The sequence below is a fragment of the Salinifilum aidingensis genome, from assembly GCF_054782015.1.
Window position 1 is genome coordinate 22,628 of record NZ_BAAGTH010000002.1, and the last position, 20,386, is coordinate 43,013.

Sequence of the window (20,386 nt, forward strand, 5' to 3'; positions counted from 1 at the left end):
GCGGCAGCGACGACCGGCGAGGACCACCCATGACCACCACCGACACCGCCCCCGCCCTGGCGCGCAGCGTGCAGCTGGACGACGACGGCGTGCACCTGCTCGACCGGCGCGTGTTCCCCTTCGAACACCGGTGGGTGCACGCGCGCACCGTCGAGGACGTCGCCCGCGCCATCGAGGACATGGTCACCCAGTCCTCCGGGCCCTACTTCGCCGTGCTCGCCGGCCTGGTGCTGGCCGCCCGCGACACCACCGGCCAACCACCGCAGCACGCCCGCGCCCACCTGGCCGCCGCGGCCGACCGGCTCATCGCCACCCGCCCCACCAACGAACAACCGCGGCTGGCCGCCGGGTGGGTGCTCGACACCGTCGACACCGCCCTGGCCGAGGACACCGATGCGGACGTGCTCACCGCCGCGGCCCGCGGCGCCCACGCCGGCGAGACCGACTACCGCGACCGCAGCGCCGCCCTCGGCCGGGCCGCCGCCGCGCTGCTGCCGCACACCGGCCGGGTGCTCACCCACTGCTGGGGCGACCTGTACCTGGTCGAAACCGTCCGCGCCGCCCAGCAGGCCGGCAAAACCCCCGCGTTCACCTGCACCGAAACCCGCCCCTACCTGCAAGGCGCCCGGCTGACCGCCGAAACCCTGGCCGAAATGGGCACCGAGGTCACCGTCGTCACCGACGGCATGCCGGCCGCGCTCATGCGCGCCGGCGAGATCGACGCGCTCGTCACCGCCAGCGACCGCGTCACCCTCGACGGGCACGTCATCAACAAGGTCGGCACGCTGCAGCTGGCCACCGCCGCGCACACCTTCGACGTGCCCTTCCACGCCCTGTGCCACGCGCCCGACCCGCAGGCCGCCACCGGCGCCGACGTGCCCATCGAATACCGCGACGGCGACGACGTGCTGCACGCCCTCGGCACACGCACCGCCAGCCACCGCGCCACCGGGCTCTACCCGGCATTCGACGTGACCGACCCGCAACTGGTCACCACCATCGTCACCGACCGCGGCGCCTACACCCCCGACCGCGTGGGCGAGTACTGGCGCAGCTGAACGGCCTACACCCGGGTGGCCACCACCGGCCCGTCCTCGGTGACGACGACCGTGTGCGCCGCGTGCGCCGCCCACGCGCCCGAACCCGATCGCACCGACCCGTCACCGCCCCAGGTCACCGCCGCATCGCCACCGGCGACGAGCACGGGTTCAACGGTGCAGACCACACCCGGCCGCAACGGCACCCGCCCGGCCGCGTCGACCTCGCTCGGCACCACCGGCGGCTCCCACAACTCCCGACCGACGCCGTGCCCGCACAGCAGCCCCGGCACGCCGACCGCGTAGGCCACATCCGCCACCGCGCCACCCGGCCGCACCGCCGCCACCCCGTCGACCAGCGCCTGCTCCACCGCCCCGAGCAAACCCCGCCCGACCTCGCCCACGGCGCCGACCGGCACCGTCTCCGCCGCCAACGCGTGCCACCCGCCGCAGCGCACCGCGCACGACAGCGACACCACCTCCCCCGCGGCCAACCGCCGCCCGTCCGGCACGCCCCGCACCAGCACCTCCCCCACCGACGCGGACAACGCCCCACCCGGCCGCAACCCCGGCCCCACCGGCGTCGCACCGTGCTCGGCCACCACCGCCGCAGCCGCCGCGTCCACCTCGACGAGCTCCACCCCGGCCGCCACCCGCTCCCGGGCAGCGGCCAACGCCGCAGCCACCACGCGCCCCGCGGCGCACACCCGCACACGCTCCTCCGGGGTCTTCCACTCCACCGGACGACCGGCCACCGCGCCCCACCGTGCGGCCAACACGCGCGTCAGCCCTTCACGCACACCAGCGGCCGCACCCGCGCCACCGGATCCACCAGGTCCCGCTGCGCGGCCATCACCGCATCCAAATCCTTGTACGCAGCGGGAATCTCATCCAGCACACCCCGGTCGGTGCGGCAGCACACCCCGCGGGTCTGGCCCTGAAGATCGGCGGTGGAAAACGTCTTGCGCGCCTTCGCCCGCGACATGCGCCGCCCCGCCCCGTGCGCGGCCGAGCAGAACGACTCACCACTGCCCCGACCACGCACCACGTACGAACCGACCCCCATGCTGCCCGGCACCACCCCGGCCTGGCCGGCACCGGCGCGGATCGCGCCCTTCCGCGTGACCAGCACCTCCACGCCGTCGTGGACCTCCTCGGCGACGTAGTTGTGGTGGCACGAGACCGACTCCTCCACCGGCGCCGCACCGAACTCCCCCACCACGCACTCCCGCAGCAGCGCCATCATCACCGCCCGGTTGCGCCAGGCGTACTCCTGGGCCCAGAACAGGTCGTGCCGGTACTGCCGCATCTGCTCGGTGCCCTCCAGCAGCACCGCCAAGTCCCGATCCGGCAGATCCCGGTTGTGCGGCAACCCGCGGGCCACCTCGATGTGGCGCTCGGCCAACTCCTTGCCGATGTTGCGCGATCCGGAGTGCAGCACCAGCCACACCCGCCCCGGCCGCGGCCCCTCCTCCTCGGCGCACACCTCAAGGAAGTGGTTGCCACCGCCGAGCGTGCCCATCTGGCACCGCGCCCGCGCCCGCCGATCGGCCACCGCCGAGTCCAACGCGTCGAAGGCGTCCCAGAACCGGTTCCACCCGCCCGGCACGCCCCACCGCTCCGCATCCACCGGATCGGAGTGCATGCCGAACCCCACCGGCACCGCCCTCTCGATCCGCCGCCGCAACCGCCCCAGATCAGCAGGCAGATCCTCCGCGGACAGGCCCAACCGCACCGCGTCCACACCACAACCGATGTCCACCCCCACCGCGGCCGGAGCGACCGCACCCCGCAACGCCAGCACGCTGCCGACCGTGGCGCCCTTGCCCACGTGCACATCCGGCATCGCCGCCACCCCGTGCACCCACGGCAACGCCGCAGCCGCCCGCAACTGGCCCATCGCCGCCGGTTCGACCTCCTCCGGCGGCACCCACAACCGGACCGGCACGCGCCCACCCGGCACCGTCGTGTACACCTGCGCCTCCAGCACCTCAGCCGACGCGGCACAACCGCGTGGTGATCACGTGGTTCTTCTCCGGCCCGGTGACCACCCACCGCTGCCACCAGTGGTCCACGTCCACCACGCCGAACTCACCCCGGTACACGTCCGCCCGGCACGGGTGCCGCGCCGTGGCGTACCCGCTGCGCAGATCCAACTCGTGGAAGAAGTCCCCGTAGTCGAAGAACACGCGCGCCTGCCCCGGCCCCGTGACGTGGTAGTGCAAGCACCGCGACGCCGGGCCCTCGTGCCCGCCCAGCCGCATCCGACCCCGCTCCCGGTAGACCACGACACCGCCCTCGACCCGCGCCTGCGCAGCACCGGAGAAATCCCCCGCCGGACCACCGCTCGTGTCCACGATCTCGCGCTCCAACGACCAGTCCCCCACCAGGAACCGCCGCACATCCGTCACCGAGAAGTACACGCCCCCATTGTCGCCGCCGGCGCACCGCAGCGGAAACAGCCACCCGGTCACGCCCCCGAGGTACCCCCGGCCCGACCGGTGTCACCCCCCACAGTGGCCTCACCACCACTCGACCCCTCCTGCGGCGCCAACCCGGACAGGTCACCACCGGTGTCGTTGAGCCGCAGCACGAACGGCCGCGAAGCGGTGTAGCGCACCACGCTCACCGACGCGGGCTCCACCACGATCCGCTGGAACAGGTCCAGGTGCGCACCGAGCGCGTCGGCCAGCACCGACTTGAGCACATCACCGTGCGAACACACCACCGCAACCCCGTGCTCACCGACCTCGGACTCCAACGAGCGGTCGCACTCGCGCGCGGCCGCCACCGCCCGCGCCTGCATCGCCGCCAACCCCTCACCACCGGGGAACACCGCCCCCGCCGGCTGCTGCTGCACCACCCTCCACAGCGGCAGCTCGGTCAACTCCGCCAACCGGCACCCCGTCCAGTCGCCGTAGTCCACCTCAGACCACCGCTCGTCGGTGACCACCCGCAACCCGCGCTCGGCGGCCACCCCCCGCACCGTGTCGCCGCACCGCCGCAACGGCGAAGCCACCACCCGGTGCAACGGCAATCCCCGCAACCGCCCCGGCAGACCCGCCGCCTGCCCCCGACCGGTCTCGTCCAACTCCACACCCGGAGTGCGCCCGGCCAACGTGCCGGACCCGTTCGACGTCGACCGCGCATGCCGCACCAGAACCAGAGTCGCCACGCCCCGCGAGGGTAGTCACCCACCGCGCGCGCCGGACCACACCCGCACCGACCGCACGCCCAACCCGCCCACCACGCCCGCACCTCCGTCGGGGATGCTGGGCACGGGCCAACACCACGTGCGCCGCCCGCGGCGCGGCGCACCGCACGGGAGGTACGCGTTGCGTCGGCTACTGATCACCTGCCTGGCAGCCACCCTGCTCGCCGGATGCGGCAGCATGGACGCAGGTGACCCGCTGCAAGCCACCGACCAGCTCAGCGCCGCCACCCCCGCACCCGCACGCGCCCCCGCCGATCCGCAGGGCACCGTCCGGCCCGCACCCGCCGCCGGCACCAGCGCGTTCGACACCACCACCGGCACCCTGCTGCTGGCCGGCGACCAGGGGCTGACCCTCCTCGACCCGCGCACGAACCAGCAGCGCACCGTCCCGCTCGGCGCACCCGCCGCCAACGTCACCGCCGACGGCGGCACCGCCCTGGTAGCCGTGCCCGACCGCGGCGAGATCGCCCACATCGACATCCGCACCGGCCACCGCACCGGCACCACCCCCGTCCCCGGCGGGCCCGTCGACGCGATCCGCCTCGACGACGGCGCCCTGGCCGTGGCCCAGCGCGACGCCGGTTCGATCACCATCCACGGCGACGGGCGACCCCGCACCACCGGCGAGTTCGACGGGCCGGCGCGCCTGTTCGCGCAGAACGGCGAAATCCAGGTGCTCGACCGGCTGACCACCTCGCTGACCTCCGTCGACCCCCGCACCGGCGACGAGGGCGAGGCGCTGCGCGCCGGGCAAGGCGCCACCAACGGCGTCGCCGACCGCTACGGCCGGGTACTCACCGTCGACACCCGCAAGAACGAACTGCTCGCCTTCGACACCAACAACCTGATCCTCAAGCAGCGCTACCCGCTGCCCGGCAGCCCCTACGGCATCGCCTACGACGCGCGCCGCGACCTCGCCTGGATCACCCTCACCGACCGCAACGAAGTCCTCGCCTACGACGTGGCCGGCGGAGAACCCGAACTGCGCCACCGGTTCCGCACCGTGGCCCAACCGCATACGGTGGCCGTCGACTCCCGAACCGGCGCCGCCTACATCACCTCCGCGGGCGGCGCCGGAGTACAGGTGGTGGAACCGTGAGACGCAACAACCCCCAGGACGCCGCTGAGGCCGATTCCAAGTGGGAATACCAACCGCTGCGCCTGCCGCCCGGGACGACCCGGCTCAGCGCAGCGACCCAGCTGTCCGTGCACGCCGAGTTCGCCGACTGGGAGCTCTCCCGCGTGCTGCTCTACGCCGACGGCACCCGCAAGGTCTGGCTGCGCCGCAAGGCCGGGAGCCCCGGGGTCGCCAACCCCCTGCCCTGACCCGAGCAGCGCTCCCCGGCGCGGTGGCGCCGTGCTCACCGGCCACGTCAGCGCCGCACCGGCCGCCGGTGCAGGCCCTGCTGCAGCAGCGCGGCGAACACGCCCGTCACCGCGCCCCAGACGACGTTGACCACCAGCGTGGCGACCACGCCCACTCCCCACGGCGTGGTCAACGGCCCCTGCAGCTGCCCCGTCAGCAGCAGGGACCAGACCGCGCTCAACACCACCGCCAGCACGCCGTAGACCAGCCCCGCCCCCACGAGCGTGACCACCGGGTGCCGCACCCGCGAGAGGCCCACCACCACGATCCACACCGCTGAGATCACCGCGGTGACCGCGAGCGGAGCCACCGGCCTGCCCAGGTCATCCATCACCCCGGTCATCGACAGCAGCGGCCGCACCAGGGCGAACGCGCCCAGCGCCAGGGCCAGCGGCCAGGAAGCACCGTTGCACCGATCCATGCCCCCAGCATCGCTCCGCAGCACCGCCGCACCATCCGGAACGACCCGGACGTCTCCCCCGAGAGAGCGGTGCCGCCGCAGCACCCGTCTCAGGGCACGCGGTAGAACCAACCCCCGGTGGCGAACTTCTCCTCGATCAGCTCCTGGGCCCGCTTCTCCTCCGCCGCCGTGACCGGCATGTCGCTGAGCCCGTACCGGCTGCGGAACCCGTCCACGAGCCGGTCGATGATCACCGACCGCTCCAACCCGGTCTGCCGCCGCAACGGGTCCACCCGCTTCTTCGCGCTGGCCACGCCCTTGTCCGACAGCTTCTCCCCGCCGACGCGCAGCACGTCGCCCAGTTTGTCGACATCGACGTCGTAGGACAGCGTCGCGTGGTGCAGCACCGCTCCCGAGGCCACGCGCCGCTGCGCCGCACCACCGATCTTGCCGCCGTCCGAGGCGATGTCGTTCAGCGGCTCGTACCAGACGTTCAACCCCAGCTCGCGCAGCACCTGCAGCACCCAGTCGTCCAGGAACGCGTACGACTCGGCGAACGGCATGCCCGCCACCAGCGACACCGGCGCGTACAGCGAATACGTCACCGCGTTGCCCGGCTCGGTGAACATCGCCCCGCCCCCGGTGATGCGGCGGACCACCTCGATGCCGTAGCGCTCGGCGGCCTCCAGGTCGACCTCGTTGCTCACCGACTGGAAACTGCCCAGGATCACCGACGGCCGGGACCACTCCCAGATCCGCAACGTGGGCGCGCGGCGCCCCTCGGCGACCTCCTCGGCGAGCACCTGGTCCAGCGCCATGTGCATCAGCGGCGGCCGTGCCGCCTCGTGCACCACGCCCCACCGGTGGTCGGTCCACTGCGACGCCTGCGTGACCCCGCGGCGCACCGCGATCGCCACCGCCTCCGGCGAGAACCCCACCAGCCGCGCGTCGGAGGGCAGCCCGGACCGCATCCGCTCCACGAGCTCGCCCAGCTCCGCGTCGGAGGACGCGCCCGTCAAGCTCCGGTTGAGCTGCTCCAGCGCGTCGTCCGGCTCCAGGAAGAAGTCACCGCTGACCCGCACCTCGCTCAACCGCCCGTCGACGACGGCGGCGTCGACCTTCACGAGCTTCCCGTCCGGAACCTTGTACTCCCCGTGCACACGACCCTCCTGCTCGACTCGCAAGGCAACCTGCCCGGATCAACCCTCTCCTCCGTGCGAAATTCCTGTACCGCGGGTGAGGCCGAGCACCTGTGTTCGATTTTATTTTAGTCAACACTGAAATGACAGAGGAAAATATATTGATGGCACGCCAGGACGGGGGAGAAAGCATGCGTTCTGTGGCCTGCGCCACCATCATGAGGAGCGTCGAGCGTTGTCGAGAGGAGCCGAACGATGCGAACCACGGAGGCGGAAACCGCACAGCTGACCCACCGGCGGAGCACGAGCCCCGCCGGAGACCCCGAGGCCCCGGCGCACCCGCCCCAACTGCCCCGCCAGCTCCCCCACTCCCGTCTGGCCGACGCCGAGGACGAGCACCACCTCATCCGCGGCTACGACTGAGCCAGCGGTCTCCGCCCCGGACAGCGGCGCGTCGCTGGGTGACGCGCCCGTCGTCCGCACCGTGCACCCGAACACCGCGCGGCGCTCCCCCGCGCCCGGCCTTCGGACGCGCTCACCCCTGCCGCGACCCGCCACCAGTTCGAAGCCGGTCACATCGAGCCGGGCCGCAGCGGAGCCAGCGAGGCCCCTGCTCACCCTCCGAACGGGCCGCCCGCGCCGAAGGCGAACTCCGCGAAACGCCCGCCGATGCGCCGGTGCGCCGCCGCATCCGGGTGGAGCTGGTCCGGCAGCGGCAGGTCGGCGAAGTCCGCCTCCCCGTAGAGCTCGCGCCCGTCGAGGTAGTGCAGGTTCGGATCGTCGTCCGCCCGCTGCTTGACGACGCGGGCCAACTCCTCCCGGATCACGCCCAGCGTCAACTTGCCCGCGGCGCGCTCCGCGGGATCTCCCGTGGCGCGGAACCGGATCTGCTCCCCGCTGAAGTCCGGCGCGCCCGGCCCCGGCGTGTCCTCGTGGATCGGGCAGTACAGGGGCGAGACCACCAGCAGCGGCGTGGCAGGATGGCCCTCGCGGATGGTGTCGAGGTAACCGTGCACGGCGGGCCCGAAGGCGCGCAGCCGCATCAGGTCGATGTTGACCAGGTTGATGCCGAGCTTGAGGCTGATCAGCTCCGCCGGGGTGTCGCGCAGCGTGCGCGCGATGAACGGATCGAGCAGCGCACTGCCGCCGAACCCGAGGTTGACCAGCTCCACCCCGCCGCGCGCGGCGGCCACCGCCGGCCACGTCGTCGTCGGACTCGCCGCATCGGAGCCGTGGCTGATCGAACTGCCGTGGTGCACCCACACCCGGCGCCGCCCCCGCGGCACGGGCTCGACCGGCGCGTCGCTGCGCAACGCGACCAGCTCGGTCAGCTCGTTGTGCGGCAGCCAGACCTCCACGTCCTTGTCCCGCGCGGGCAGACCGGTGAACCGGACCGTGCCGACCGCTCCGGACTCGCTGTCCACGGCCCCGGTGGTCATGTCCACGGTCTCCACGTCACCGCCGGTCGTGCTCGCCCGAGCCACCAACTCCCCGTCGACGAGCAGGTCGTACACGCCCTCCGGGCGCGGCCCCACGCCCCGATAGGCGATCCGCGTGCGCAGCGTGTCCAGCTCCACCGCGGTCGCGCGAGTGCGCAGCACCAACCGCACCCCGGACGGCTGGGCCTCCGCCCTCGCCAGCTGCGGATCGCCGCACTGGGCGCGCGCCCACGCGGGCAGCCGGTGCGGCAGCACCCCGCGCTCGGTGGTCTCCAGCTCGAACGCGCCGCGCACGAGATCCGCGGACAGGGGCGTGGTGATCCAGTCCATGCACGCAGCCTAACGCGGCGGACCGGCCGCCCCTGGGGCCGCGGCGCCCGGGGCGGCGACGAGCGGGCCGCCGCGCCTTCCGCTGGGCGAAGGAGCGCTCTTCACGCCGTCCCGCGGCGTTGCCAGGCTCATCCGCCACGCGATCTCCGCCCGGTTCGCCCGGGTGGGCGCCGAACGGAAGCGCAGCCGAGCAAGGGGCACGATGACCGCGGAGCAGGCACACCACCGGGCAGCGACCAACCAGCGGCGGGTCGCGGCAGCGACCGTCATCGGCACGACGATCGAGTGGTACGACTTCTTCATCTACGGCACGGCCGCCGCCCTGGTGTTCACCGACCTGTTCTTCGCCCCGGCCGGCGAGCGGATCGGGCTGCTGCTGTCGTTCGCCACGGTCGGCATCAGCTTCGTCTTCCGCCCGCTGGGCGCGTTCCTGGCCGGGCACTTCGGCGACCGCATCGGCCGGCGCGCGATGCTCGTGATCACGCTGCTGCTCATGGGCGGCGCCACGAGCCTCATCGGCCTGCTGCCCACGCACGGCAGCATCGGCGTGCTCGCCCCCGTCGCCCTGATCGTGCTGCGCGTGCTGCAGGGCATCTCCGCCGGCGGCGAGTGGGGAGGTGCGGTGCTCATGGCGGTCGAGCACGCCGATCCGCACCGCCGGGGCCGCTCCGGTGCCGTGCCCCAGCTCGGCGTGCCGCTGGGCATGCTGCTGGCCTCCGGGGTGATGGCGCTCATGACCGGCGTCCTCTCCCCCGGTGAGCAGTTCCTCCAGTGGGGTTGGCGAGTGCCGTTCCTGCTCAGCATCGTGCTCATCGGCGTGGGCTACGTCGTGCGCCGCGCCGTGGACGAGAGCCCCGTCTTCGCCGACCTCGCCGAGCGGCGGCGCCGGACCACCGCACCGGTGCTGCAGCTGGCGCGGCACCACTGGCTGCTGGTACTGCTGGCCGCCCTGGTCTTCGCGGGCAACAACGCGGCCGGCTACATGGTCACCGGCGGGTTCATCACCAACTACGCCACCGATCCGAGCGGCCCGGCCCGGCTCGACCGCACGCCCGTGCTGCTGATCGTGTCCGCCACGGCCTTCCTGTGGCTGATCACGACGTACCTGTCCGGCATCACCGCCGACCTCCTCGGGCGCAAGCGCTCCTACCTGTACGGCTACGCGGCGCTGCTGATCACCGTTTTCCCGCTGTTCCTGCTCACCGCCACCGGCAGCGCCGGTCTGCTGATGCTGGGACTCGCCCTGTTCACCCTCGGCCTCGGACTGACCTACGGTCCGCAGTCCGCCTGGTACGCCGAGCTGTTCCCGGCTTCGGTGCGCTACTCCGGTGTGGCGATCGCCTACGCGCTCGGTTCGATCCTCGGGGGCGCGTTCGCGCCGACGATCGCCGCCTTCCTCGTGCAGTCCACCGGCACGGTGCTCGCCGTCGCCACGTATCTGGTGGTGATGTTCGTGCTCGCCACCGCGGCCGTGCTGTGCCTGCGCGACCGCCCCGGGATCGACCTCGGCATCACCCACGAGCGGACGCAGCGCACCGGCGCGACCGTGTTCGACTCCCCGCGCGCGGAGGCGAGCACCGAGCGGTGACGCCGGAGCGCTCCGCCGAAGGCCGCGATCCGCGCAACACCACGCCCCACACCGCCAACGCCCGGTCCCGCGGCTGAAGTCGATTCCCGCTGCGGGGTGCGGTCGACCGGGAGACGGAGAAGTGCCCGCTCGAGCGGGCGCTTCAAGTGCTTGCCGCGTTGGCGCGCTGGATGAACTCCATCTGTTGCGGGGTGGGCCCGCCGTACTGCTGCTGGCCATCGGCGGCGTTGTCGTCATGCATGCGGTCCAGGGAGTCACGCAGTCCTTCGTCGCCACCGTGGAACTGCTCCAGCAGTTCCATCCACTCGCGGGCCATGTCCCGCGCTTCGGCCGAGGGCGGGTCGGCACCAGTGAGATGAGACGCGCTGTCGGATCGTCGAACGCCTCGCGGAACCGATCTGGCCACTTCTCGCTGCCAGGGCCCAGGTACTTGCGGGCGCTGAGCCAGGCCTCGGTGTGTCGGTCGACTTGCCAGATGCGGGGGCTGAATATCCTTCGGTTCATGGAGTCCGTGATCCCTCGTCTCGCCGCAGCGACCGCTTCGATGTCGCGTCGCTTTTGCGAGCTCGTGATGTCCGTGCCGAATCCGGACGAGCGAGTACCTGCCACCCCGGCTTGGAGCATCACCGATGTGGTGGGGCACGTCGCCTCGGAACCAGGGCGCTACCTTGCGCTGAGTCGCGGCGAGGGGGATTGGCCCGCTCGAGTCCGCGATCTGCCGGCGTTCAACGACAGGCAGGTTCGTGACCTGCCTACCCGCGACCTCGGCGAGCTCAGCACCATCCTGCTGCGGGACACGGACAAGCTGTTGGCGCGGAACGAGGACGGCGGCGCCTCAACGATGATGTTCGACGGGAATCAGGAAATCCGCTCCGACCTCGCACTGGGCACGCTGCACGCTGCTGGGGGAGTTCATCGTCCACGGCCACGACATCGGTGCGGTCCTGCGCCGCCCCTGGCCCATCGACCCCGCCCACGTCCCGCTGGTGATGGCAGGGCTGCACCAGGTGCTTCCGGGGTGGGTGGACCCGGACGAGGCCGAGGGCCACAGCGCGACGTACGAGCTCAGGCTGCGCGGCTACGAGCACTACGTGTACCGCTTCACCGAGGGGCATCTCGACGTCGATCCGCCGGGCGATGTCGGTGTTGACGTGCACATCAGTGCTGAACCGGTCACGCAGCTGCTGCTCAGCTACGGCCGCGTGGGGCCGATCCGGCCGGCCCTGACCGGCAGGGTGACCGCGTGGGGCCGACGCCCCTGGTTGGCCCCGGGGCTGACCCGGCGTTTCCTCAACGCCTGAACAGCTCAACGACACGCTGCCCGCGCGATCTGGTCCGGAGCGCTCGACTCAGCGAGATCGGCGTGCGCTACCGGCACTCCCAGCGGGGCCCGGGCGGGCCTCTTCTCCGTCGTTGCTGTGGTTCCGGAGCAGGATCGGGATTTAATTTCATTCAACACTGAAGTAATCAATGCAATAAACACGCAAAGATGGCATCGAGTGCCGCCCCCTTCCGGCTGCTCGGGTTCAGTCGGTCGCGGCCTCGCGCAGCGCCTCGCGGACCTTCCGCAGCACCGCACCGCCGGTCGAGGACGTGCGCACGACGCCGACGATCACCTCGTCGTCCCGCTGCTCGGCCGCTTCCTCCGCACCCACCGCCGCGAAAACCTCCCCGAGCTCGGCCAGCGCCTCGTGCAGCAGCGCCCGCGCGTCGACCTCTCCCCCGCTCTTGAGCCACTGCCGCAGCACGTGGTTGTGCCCGGTCACGATCGCGGACGCGGCCACGGTCCCCCACAGCTCACCCCGCCTGCGCCCGGCGAAGCGCCCGCGCAGGAACCGTCCGAAGACCCGCTGGTACTGGTCGGTGCCGGTGATCTCCCTCTCCCGCAGCGAGGGCACCGCCCTGGTCAGCGCGAACCGCCGCAGCGAGATCTCCGGCTCCGCCAGGTACATCTCCAGCACTCGCTCGCTGGCCCGGGTGACGACCGCCCACGGGTCCGCCTCGGGGTCGGCCGCGTCGAGCATCTCCGAGACCTCCCGCACGCACTGGTCGTGCCCCGGGAAGACCGCGTCCTCCTTGGAACGGAAGTAGCGGAAGAACGTCCGCCGCCCCACTCCCGCCGTGGCCGCGATCTGGTCCACCGTGGTCGCCTCGAACCCCTGCTCGTCGAAGTGCTGCAGGGCGGCCAGCGTGAGGGCGCGCCGCACCCGCTCGGCCCGCTCGGCCCGCGCACCCGGTGCAGGGTCGTGGTCGGTCGCCGCGCACATGGGCGCACCGTAGCACCGACTCCGGTTGTTCGTGGCACTCAGTGCCGCTAACATCGCTGGCATCGCAACGTGTGCAGGATTCGCGCGCCGCGACGCGGTCGCGCGGCGGTGAACTTACGGAGGCCCCGGTGAACCCCGAATTCGACACCTACCAGCTCGCCGAGGAGCACGAGGAGCTGCGCCAGGCGATCCGCGCTCTCGCCGAGAAGGAGATCGCCCCGCACGCGGCGGAGGTCGACGAGCAGGAGCGCTACCCGCACGAGGCGCGCGACGCGCTGACCCGGGCCGGGTTCAACGCCGTGCACATCCCGGAGGAGTACGGCGGCCAGGGCGCCGACTCCGTGGCGACCTGCATCGTCATCGAGGAGGTCGCGCGGGTGTGCGGCTCCTCCTCGCTCATCCCCGCGGTGAACAAGCTCGGCACGGTGCCGATGCTGCTGTCCGCCTCGGAGGAGCTCAAGCAGCGCGTCTTCGGCGACATCGCCTCAGGCGCGGCCACCGCCTCGTACGCCCTGTCCGAGCGGGAGGCCGGTTCCGACGCCGCCTCGATGAAGACGCGGGCGCACGCCGACGGCGACAACTGGGTGCTCAACGGCACCAAGTGCTGGATCACCAACGGCGGCGAGTCGGCCTGGTACACGGTCATGGCCGTGACCGATCCGGACAAGGGCGCCAACGGCATCAGCGCGTTCGCCGTGCACCGCGACGACCCCGGCTTCGTCGTCGGCGGCAAGGAGAAGAAGCTCGGCATCAAGGGATCGCCCACCGTCGAGCTGCACTTCGAGGACTGCACCATCCCCGGTGACCGGATCATCGGCGAACCGGGCACCGGCTTCAAGACCGCGCTGAAGACGCTCGACCACACCCGCCCGACGATCGGCGCGCAGGCCGTGGGTCTGGCCCAGGGGGCGCTGGACGAGGCCACGAACTACGTGCAGGAGCGCCGCCAGTTCGGCAAGCCGATCTCCGACTTCCAGGGCGTGCAGTTCATGCTCGCCGACATGGCGATGCGCACCGAGGCCGCGCGGCACATGGTCTACGTCGCCGCCGCGCGAGCCGAGCGCGGGGAGGGCGATCTCGGGTTCATCTCCGCCGCGGCCAAGTGCTACGCCTCCGACGTGGCCATGGACGTCACCACCGACGCCGTGCAGCTGCTCGGCGGCGCCGGCTACACGCGCGACTTCCCGGTGGAGCGCATGATGCGCGACGCCAAGATCACCCAGATCTACGAGGGCACCAACCAGATCCAGCGCATGGTCATGGCGCGCTCGCTGTTGGGCTGACCCGCGGTGGTTCAGCGCAGCATGATCGAACCACCGTCGGCCATGAGGGTCTGCCCGGTCATGTAGCGGCTGTCGTCGCTGGCGAGGAAGACCACGACGGGAGCGATGTCGTGCTCGGGATCGCCCATCCCGCCCAGCGGGATCCCGGCCAGCACCTGCTCGTGCTGCTGGGGGTGGGTCTGCGCCCAGGCCTCCACCCCCGGCGTGCGGGCGATGGGGGAGATCAGGTTGACGCGGATGCCGTCCGGGGCCCATTCGTGGGCCGCGACCCTGCTGATCCCCCGGATGGCCTCCTTCGCCGCGGCGTAGGAAGCCTGGTGGGGCTGCCCGTTCAGCCCCGCCCCGGAGGCGAAGTTGACGATGCTGCCGCCGCGCTCCGCTGCAACGGGGACTGCTCGAACGGTTCGCCGATCCGGAGGGAGGCATGGTGCGCAGGCTGCGCCCCACCCGGGAGGGACTGGCGCAGCTCGCCACCGACCGCGAACGCAACCGCGAGGGCGTGGAGATGGTCGTCGCCGACTGGCCGCAGGAGCGGATAGCCACCTTCACCGAGCTGCTCACCAGCTTCAACCTCAGCATCGAGGAGCTCGAGGGCAACCCCTGGCCGCGCGAACGCGGATGAGGACGAGGAGATCCCGGGCGCAGCACCCGGGTCCGGGCGCCTCCGATTCCGGGCCCGTGACGGCGCTGCGCGACCGCCGGCACCGTGGGCGGTGCACCGGAGCCACCCGGTTCCGCGCGGGCACCGCACCGGCCACCGCTCGCACGAGGTGGCAGAGTGTGCTGAACGTTGTCCGCCCGCTCCCGCTCCGTGGAGGCGACCCGCGTGTTCACCGGACTCAGCGCGTTCCCGCTCACGCCGCTCACCGCCGACGGTATCGACGCAGCCTCGTTCACCGGCCTCGTCGGACGGCTCGCCACCGCGGGCGTCGATTCGATCACCGCGCTCGGTTCCACGGGCTCGTACCCGTACCTCACCCGGCAGCAGCGCTCCCGCACCACGCGCCTGGCCGTCGAGCACGCGGGGGACGTCCCCGTCATCGCCGGCATCGGCGCGCTGTCCACACGGCACGTGCTCGAATTGGCCGAGGACGCGCAGAACGCCGGCGCCGCGGCCGTCCTGCTCGCCCCGGTGTCGTACCAGGCGCTGACCGACGAGGAGGTCTTCGGCCTCTACGCCGACGTGACCGCCAACCTGTCGGTGCCGCTGGTGGTCTACGACAATCCCGGCACGACCCACTTCACCTTCACCGGCGAGCTCCACGGCCGCATCGCCGAGCTGCCGCGCGTGGCCTCGATCAAGATCCCCGGTGTGCCGACCTGCCCGGAAGCGGCCGCGGAGCGCGTCTCCCACCTGCGCTCGCTGCTGCCCGCGGACGTCACCATCGGAGTCAGCGGCGACCCGGATGCCGCGACCGGACTCGCCAGCGGCTGCCAGGCCTGGTACTCCGCCATCGGCGGCACCCTTCCGGAACCGGCCTTGGCGCTCACCCGCGCGGCCCAGGCGCACGACCCGGAGACCGCCATGGCGGTCTCGCGGCGCCTGCAACCGCTGTGGGACCTGTTCGCGCGCCACGGCAGCCTGCGGGTGATCTCCGCGGTCGCGGAGGTGCTCGGGCTGATCGGCCACCCCAACCTCCCGCGCCCGGTGCGCGAGCTCACCGGTGACGACCGCGCCGAGGTCGCGCGGGTCGTCGAGCAGCTCGGGCTGGGCTGACGCGGCGGAACGGTCCGGCCGAGGCCGCGTCCGTGCACCGACCCCTCCGCGCGCCACGCTCGGACGCCGGGTGCTGCTGCTGAACGAACGGGGCCGGGATCGAAGTGCGAGATCTTCACGGCGCGGTCTTCGCAGCGGCCAGCGAGTACATCAGGGGCAGGCGTGCAGACCGCTCGGGGTAGCGGAAGCGCGCCCCCTCGGCGACGAGCGCGGCATAGCGCTGGAACGGGATCGTTCCGTGCTCGTGGAAGAACTCGATCCGCAACCCGGATCCCGCGACGGCGCTGATGACGTCGCCGAGGGTGTGGTGCCACTCGGTCGCGGTGTTGTGCGCGGTCTCGGCCCGCCAGTCGGCGTACGAGCCCGGGGAGTCGTAGGTGCGCGCGCCGCGGAGGAAGTAGTCGCGGGTGACGGTCGCACCGCGGTCGTCGTCGAGCACGTCGGTCAGCGGGTGGAACTCGGCGAGGTAGAGCCGTCCTCCGGGGCGCAGCAGGCCGGCTGCGGTGCGGGCCCAGCGCTCGATATCGGGCAGCCACATCAGCGCCCCGTTGCCGGTGTAGACGACGTCGAACGCACCCGCACCCAGCACGTCGACGGCAGCATCGACGTCGGCGGTCACGAATCGGGCCCGGTGGCCGAGACCGAGATCGGCGGCGAGGCCGGTCGCCACGTGGGTGGCCGGGGCGGAGAAGTCCAGGCCGACCACGCGGGCACCGCGGCGGGCCCAGGACAGGGCGTCCAGCCCGATGTGGCACTGCAGGTGGGCCACATCGAGGTCGGTGACGTCACCGAGTTCGTCGAGCTGGAACTGGTCGAGGTCCTCGGCACCCGCCCGGAACCCGTCGAGGTCGTAGAACGAGCTCGCGGCGTTGATGGGGACCCGCTCGTCCCAGTGGTGCCGGTTGGTCCTGATCAGGTCGGTGACGTCGCTGCTCTCGCTCACGCCGGAATCCTACGAGCGGAGCGCACCGCTCCGGCAACCGGTTTTCGCACGGCCCGGCGCAGCGCACCACCCCGGCCGCGCCACCACGAGCACCGCACGTGGCCAGCACGTCGCCGGAGGATCGGCAACCGCACTGCGGGTTCGCGGTTCGCCGTCGGCGAGCGCGACTGTCCTCCGCGGGCCCGCTGTGCGACCGTCAGCGGGTGCGGGTACTGGTGCTGGGAGGAACGTGGTTCGTGGGCCGCCGCGTCGTCGAGCGGTTGCACGAGCGCGGTGACGAGGTTCTGGTCGTCCACCGGGGCCGCAGCGCGCCCGATCCGTGGGTGCCCGTGGAGCAGCTGCGGACCGACCGGCGCGAGCTGGCCGACCACGCCGCGGCGGTGCGCCGGTTCGCCCCGCAGGCGGTGGTGGACACCTGCGCGTTCACCGCGGCCGATGTCGAGGCTGTGCTGCCCGCGCTGCCCGAGGTGCCGGCGGTGGTGCTGTCCAGTCAGGACGTGTACCAGGCCCACACCGGCCTGCGCAGCGGGCGCTGCGAGGCACCGGTTCCCGTGACCGAAGAGGCCGAGCTGCGCCGCCAGCGCTACCCCTACCGCGGTGCCGGGTTCGCCCACGTACCCGAGGACTACGACAAGCTCGACGTCGAGGACCGGTGGCGGCCCCGCGGGGCCACCGTGCTGCGCCTGCCGCTGGTCTACGGCCCGCACGACTGGCAACGGCGCGAAGACGTCGTGCTGCGCCGGCTGCGCGCCGGACGGCGGCGCATCCCGGTGGGGGCGGCCAACCTGCTGTGGACCCGCGGGCACGTCGACGACCTCGCCACCGGTGTGCTGGCCGCCCTCGACTCCCGGAGGGCGGACGGGAGCACGATCAACCTCGGCGAGACCGAGACCTGGCCGCTGTCCACGTGGTTCACCCAGATCCTCGAGGCCGCCGAGGCCGAGGCCGAACTCGTCCGGGTCCCCGAGGCAGCGCTGCCGGCGGACCTGGCGCTGACCGCTGCCCCGGCCCAACACCTGCTGATCTCGGTCGCCCGGGCTCAGGTCCTGCTCAACTGGGCCCCGGCCACCCCCGCCGAGCGCGTCACCGAATCCGTGCGCTGGCACCTCGCCCACCCACCCGCCGGATCCACCTGGACCGAAGCCGACACCGCCGCCGACGAAGCAGCACTCGCCGCCGCGCGGCACGAGCCCGGGCCGCACCGGTGAGCCTCCGCGACGGAGCTCGTGGCAAACACGTTGCGGAACCTCGGCGGGAATCGCGCCAGCGGGCGCGGAACATGGGCCACCTGCGGGGTCAGCCGACCTCGCGGGCGAACAGGTCGTCGAGGGTCTCTCGCCGAGTGGTCAACCGGGCTTCACCGCCCGCGGCGAAGACGACGGCCGCGCGCGGGACGAGGTTGTAGTTCGAGGACATCGAGTAGCCGTAGGCGCCGGTGACCGGCGTGCAGATGATGTCGCCGACCCCGGTCGCACCGGGCAGGTGGCCGTGCTCCAGCAGGGTGTCGCCGGATTCGCAGTGCCGGCCCACCACCCGCACCGACCGCTCCCGCCGGGCCAGCGGGGCACCGGCGTGAAACACCTCGTAGCCCGATCCGTAGAGCACGGGGCGGGGGTTGTCGCTCATCCCGCCGTCCACGGCCACGAAGGTCAGATCGCCCTTCTGCTGGACCACGCCCGCGGTGTACAGGGTGATCCCGGCGCGGGCGACCATCGCGCGTCCGGGTTCGGCGAGGATGCGGGTTCCGGGGAACCGATGCCGCCCCCAGGACACGATCGCCTCGCCCCACTCGCGGAAGGTCGGGCACTCGTCGTCGTGCAGGTACCGGAGGCCCAGTCCGCCCCCGACCACGAGCACGTCGGGATCGTGCGCCTCCACCAGCGGCGCAGCGGCCTCCAGTGCCTGCAGGAAGTTGTCGAGCTGGAGCACAAAGCTACCGATGTGCATGTGCAAGCCCTGGAACTCCGCGTACGGGGCCGCGCGCACCCGGCCGATCGCCTCGTCGGCGTCGCCGGTCCACGCGGGGAATCCGAACTTCGACTCCCGGTTGCCGGTGGCCACGTACTCGTGGGTGTGCACCTCGATGCCGGGGTTGATCCGGACCATGACGTTCGCCGACTTCTCCCGCTCGCGGGTGATCGCGTCGATGCGGTCGAGCTCGTCGAAGTTATCGACGACGATCCCCTGGACGCCCTCCTCGACGGCCCGGACCAACTCGTCCGGCTGCTTGTTGTTCCCGTGCAGCACCAGTTTGGAGGCCGGGACCCCGGCCCGCCGGCAGCACTCGTACTCGCCGGCGGTGGACACGTCGAACGACATCCCCTCCTGCGCCGCCAGCCGGGCCAGGTGCGGGGTGAGGAACGCCTTGGTGGCGTAGGAGACCCCCTCGCCGAAGACCTCGACGGCCTCGCGGAAGTTGTGCTGCAGTTCGGCCGCGTCGTACAGGAAGAGCGGGGTGCCGAACTCCGCGGCCGCATCCAGCACGTCCACTCCCCCGATGCTGAGCCGTCCTCGCTCATCCACTGCGGCGGTGCGCGGCAGCAGGCTCATGTCGATCGGAGCGCGCGGTTCGGCAGGAGTCGTCTCGCCAGTCACCCGGCCAGAATACGGGTGCGCGAGCTCACCGGTGACGACCGCGCCGAGGTCGCGCGGGTCGTCGTGCATCTCGGGCTGAGCTGATGTGTCGGAATCGCACCCGGAGCGGCGGCAGCGCCGCACGAGCACTGCGACGCGGCGTGTCCGGATACGACGGCACGTCAGCCGCTCGCGGGAATCGCGAGCATCGTGCTCGTCACGGCGATGAGCAGGGCGAGGTAGGTGGCGGCGTGCACGCGATCCGGGATGCGGCCGGGGAGCCTCCGGAGGAGCGCGATCGTCGGGATCGAACCGCACAGCAACGCGGCCGCGGCGACGAGGTCGACGTAGCCGATCCGGCCTGCCCGGGATGCCGCGGTCCCGGACCACGCGTAGATGACCGTGGCGACCACGGCGACCGGCGCGCTGAGCGGACTGGCCATCGAAGTGGCCGCGCTCATCGGCAATCCTCTGCGGCGCAGCAGCGGCACGGTGAGCACGCTGCCGCCGACGCCGAGGGCGCTCGCGATCGCACCGATGCCGATGCCGCCGACCGTGCCGCCGACCGGACCCAGCGGCCGCGGGGCGCCGTCCCCGCTCCGGGTGAGGAAACCGGAGCGCACCACGCAATCGACGATGGTGAGCACCATGTAGACCACGAACGCGGCGTGCAGCACCCGGTCCTCCATCCGTGCGGCGGCCAACGAGCCGAGCGCCGCGCCGACGGCGATGAAGGCGGTCATCGGCCACACGTACTCCCGCCGGATCCGGCCCGCACGCGCGTGCGCCGCGGTCGCGGTCAGCGAGTTCACCACCATCACCGCCGTCGAGGTGGCGACCGCGACGTGCATGGTCGCGGCACCGGCGGTGGCCGCCGTGAACCCGAAGACCACCGGCACGGTGAGGAAACCCCCGCCGAAGCCGAACAGCGCGGTGGTCACTCCTGTCAGCACCCCGAAGGCGAGCAGCAGCGCGAAAGAAGTCACCGCCGCACGATAAGGACTCCGGGCACGGGACGCCCTCGGCACCGCACCGACTTCCCCACCGAGTTCCCCGGAGTCCGGCCGCGTCCCGCTGCCGGCGGGCGGG

At 72.4% G+C, this 20,386-nt stretch carries 22 protein-coding genes and 2 pseudogenes; 11 read left to right on the forward strand and 13 right to left on the reverse strand.

What is annotated here, in order from left to right; all coding sequences use genetic code 11:
* Nucleotides 1-29: 29 nt before the first annotated feature.
* Nucleotides 30-1,058, forward strand: a complete 1,029-nt coding sequence (locus tag ACYVJE_RS03195; RefSeq protein WP_461143185.1) for a translation initiation factor eIF-2B alpha/beta/delta subunit family protein — start codon at nt 30-32, stop codon at nt 1,056-1,058.
* A gap of 5 nt (nt 1,059-1,063) precedes the next feature.
* Here ACYVJE_RS03195 and ACYVJE_RS03200 read toward each other — a convergent pair whose 3' ends face one another.
* The 4 genes from ACYVJE_RS03200 to ACYVJE_RS03215 are packed head-to-tail and all read right to left on the reverse strand — an operon-like array spanning nt 1,064 to nt 4,212.
* Nucleotides 1,064-1,792: a M24 family metallopeptidase gene (locus tag ACYVJE_RS03200; protein ID WP_461143186.1), complete on the reverse strand. Its 729-nt coding sequence runs from the start codon at nt 1,790-1,792 to the stop codon at nt 1,064-1,066.
* 29 nt (nt 1,793-1,821) lie between these two features.
* A complete protein-coding gene (locus ACYVJE_RS03205) occupies nt 1,822-3,012 on the reverse strand; it encodes an RtcB family protein (RefSeq protein WP_461143187.1) in 1,191 nt (396 codons plus the stop codon).
* A gap of 16 nt (nt 3,013-3,028) precedes the next feature.
* Entirely contained in the window at nt 3,029-3,460 is a 432-nt protein-coding gene (locus ACYVJE_RS03210) for a DUF6314 family protein (RefSeq protein ID WP_461143188.1), read from the reverse strand.
* Nucleotides 3,461-3,507: 47 nt separating this feature from the next.
* Nucleotides 3,508-4,212, reverse strand: coding sequence for an MSMEG_4193 family putative phosphomutase (locus tag ACYVJE_RS03215; protein WP_461143189.1), 705 nt, complete (start codon nt 4,210-4,212; stop codon nt 3,508-3,510).
* Between the two features lie 160 nt (nt 4,213-4,372).
* Here ACYVJE_RS03215 and ACYVJE_RS03220 point away from each other — a divergent pair, with 160 nt between their 5' ends.
* A complete protein-coding gene (locus tag ACYVJE_RS03220) occupies nt 4,373-5,350 on the forward strand; it encodes a YncE family protein (RefSeq protein WP_461143190.1) in 978 nt (325 codons plus the stop codon).
* Nucleotides 5,347-5,577: a DUF5703 family protein gene (locus tag ACYVJE_RS03225; RefSeq protein WP_461143191.1), complete on the forward strand. Its 231-nt coding sequence runs from the start codon at nt 5,347-5,349 to the stop codon at nt 5,575-5,577. The genes ACYVJE_RS03220 and ACYVJE_RS03225 overlap by 4 nt, the downstream gene beginning before the upstream one ends.
* 47 nt (nt 5,578-5,624) lie before the next feature.
* On the opposite strand, the gene ACYVJE_RS03230 is transcribed toward ACYVJE_RS03225, so the two are convergent.
* Both ACYVJE_RS03230 and ACYVJE_RS03235 read right to left on the reverse strand, forming a co-directional pair.
* The gene (locus ACYVJE_RS03230; protein WP_461143192.1) at nt 5,625-6,038 is read right to left on the reverse strand and encodes a hypothetical protein; all 414 of its coding nucleotides are present in this window, start codon (nt 6,036-6,038) and stop codon (nt 5,625-5,627) included.
* Between the two features lie 89 nt (nt 6,039-6,127).
* Nucleotides 6,128-7,177: a lipoate--protein ligase family protein gene (locus tag ACYVJE_RS03235; RefSeq protein ID WP_461143193.1), complete on the reverse strand. Its 1,050-nt coding sequence runs from the start codon at nt 7,175-7,177 to the stop codon at nt 6,128-6,130.
* Nucleotides 7,178-7,411: 234 nt separating this feature from the next.
* Here ACYVJE_RS03235 and ACYVJE_RS03240 point away from each other — a divergent pair, with 234 nt between their 5' ends.
* A complete protein-coding gene (locus tag ACYVJE_RS03240; RefSeq protein WP_461143194.1) occupies nt 7,412-7,579 on the forward strand; it encodes a hypothetical protein in 168 nt (55 codons plus the stop codon).
* 191 nt (nt 7,580-7,770) lie between these two features.
* Here the strand turns inward: ACYVJE_RS03240 and ACYVJE_RS03245 are convergent, their stop codons facing one another.
* On the reverse strand, nt 7,771-8,925 hold the full coding sequence (locus ACYVJE_RS03245) for a GDSL-type esterase/lipase family protein (protein ID WP_461143195.1): 1,155 nt from the start codon (nt 8,923-8,925) through the stop codon (nt 7,771-7,773).
* 202 nt (nt 8,926-9,127) lie between these two features.
* On the opposite strand from ACYVJE_RS03245, the gene ACYVJE_RS03250 reads away from it, so the two are divergent.
* A complete protein-coding gene (locus ACYVJE_RS03250; protein WP_461143196.1) occupies nt 9,128-10,513 on the forward strand; it encodes an MFS transporter in 1,386 nt (461 codons plus the stop codon).
* Nucleotides 10,514-10,655: 142 nt separating this feature from the next.
* On the opposite strand, the gene ACYVJE_RS03255 is transcribed toward ACYVJE_RS03250, so the two are convergent.
* Nucleotides 10,656-10,829 carry a hypothetical protein gene (locus tag ACYVJE_RS03255; protein ID WP_461143197.1) on the reverse strand — a complete coding sequence of 58 codons (174 nt, stop codon included), beginning with the start codon at nt 10,827-10,829 and terminating at the stop codon, nt 10,656-10,658.
* A 255-nt stretch (nt 10,830-11,084) separates the two neighbouring features.
* On the opposite strand from ACYVJE_RS03255, the pseudogene ACYVJE_RS03260 reads away from it, so the two are divergent.
* Nucleotides 11,085-11,270, forward strand: a pseudogene (locus ACYVJE_RS03260) (maleylpyruvate isomerase N-terminal domain-containing protein); the annotation flags it as partial.
* Between the two features lie 232 nt (nt 11,271-11,502).
* Complete coding sequence (locus tag ACYVJE_RS03265; protein WP_461143540.1) at nt 11,503-11,814, forward strand: hypothetical protein; 312 nt, start codon at nt 11,503-11,505, stop codon at nt 11,812-11,814.
* A gap of 225 nt (nt 11,815-12,039) precedes the next feature.
* On the opposite strand, the gene ACYVJE_RS03270 is transcribed toward ACYVJE_RS03265, so the two are convergent.
* The gene (locus ACYVJE_RS03270) at nt 12,040-12,780 is read right to left on the reverse strand and encodes a TetR family transcriptional regulator (protein ID WP_461143198.1); all 741 of its coding nucleotides are present in this window, start codon (nt 12,778-12,780) and stop codon (nt 12,040-12,042) included.
* A gap of 128 nt (nt 12,781-12,908) precedes the next feature.
* Between ACYVJE_RS03270 and ACYVJE_RS03275 the strand changes: the two genes are divergently transcribed.
* Nucleotides 12,909-14,063, forward strand: coding sequence for an acyl-CoA dehydrogenase (locus ACYVJE_RS03275; protein ID WP_459159822.1), 1,155 nt, complete (start codon nt 12,909-12,911; stop codon nt 14,061-14,063).
* Nucleotides 14,064-14,074: 11 nt separating this feature from the next.
* Here the strand turns inward: ACYVJE_RS03275 and ACYVJE_RS03280 are convergent.
* Nucleotides 14,075-14,449: pseudogene (locus ACYVJE_RS03280) on the reverse strand (SDR family NAD(P)-dependent oxidoreductase); the annotation flags it as partial.
* A 38-nt stretch (nt 14,450-14,487) separates the two neighbouring features.
* On the opposite strand from ACYVJE_RS03280, the gene ACYVJE_RS03285 reads away from it, so the two are divergent.
* Both ACYVJE_RS03285 and ACYVJE_RS03290 read left to right on the forward strand, forming a co-directional pair.
* Entirely contained in the window at nt 14,488-14,685 is a 198-nt protein-coding gene (locus ACYVJE_RS03285) for a hypothetical protein (protein WP_461143199.1), read from the forward strand.
* Nucleotides 14,686-14,889: 204 nt separating this feature from the next.
* Nucleotides 14,890-15,780, forward strand: a complete 891-nt coding sequence (locus ACYVJE_RS03290; RefSeq protein ID WP_461143200.1) for a dihydrodipicolinate synthase family protein — start codon at nt 14,890-14,892, stop codon at nt 15,778-15,780.
* Nucleotides 15,781-15,895: 115 nt separating this feature from the next.
* Here the strand turns inward: ACYVJE_RS03290 and ACYVJE_RS03295 are convergent, their stop codons facing one another.
* Nucleotides 15,896-16,723, reverse strand: coding sequence for a class I SAM-dependent methyltransferase (locus ACYVJE_RS03295; RefSeq protein ID WP_461143201.1), 828 nt, complete (start codon nt 16,721-16,723; stop codon nt 15,896-15,898).
* Between the two features lie 203 nt (nt 16,724-16,926).
* Here ACYVJE_RS03295 and ACYVJE_RS03300 point away from each other — a divergent pair, with 203 nt between their 5' ends.
* Nucleotides 16,927-17,931: an NAD-dependent epimerase/dehydratase family protein gene (locus ACYVJE_RS03300; RefSeq protein ID WP_461143202.1), complete on the forward strand. Its 1,005-nt coding sequence runs from the start codon at nt 16,927-16,929 to the stop codon at nt 17,929-17,931.
* An 88-nt stretch (nt 17,932-18,019) separates the two neighbouring features.
* On the opposite strand, the gene lysA is transcribed toward ACYVJE_RS03300, so the two are convergent.
* Together lysA and ACYVJE_RS03310 are read right to left on the reverse strand one after the other, a co-directional pair.
* On the reverse strand, nt 18,020-19,387 hold the full coding sequence (gene lysA, locus ACYVJE_RS03305; protein ID WP_461143203.1) for a diaminopimelate decarboxylase: 1,368 nt from the start codon (nt 19,385-19,387) through the stop codon (nt 18,020-18,022).
* A gap of 92 nt (nt 19,388-19,479) precedes the next feature.
* A complete protein-coding gene (locus tag ACYVJE_RS03310; RefSeq protein ID WP_461143204.1) occupies nt 19,480-20,283 on the reverse strand; it encodes a sulfite exporter TauE/SafE family protein in 804 nt (267 codons plus the stop codon).
* Nucleotides 20,284-20,386: the final 103 nt, after the last annotated feature.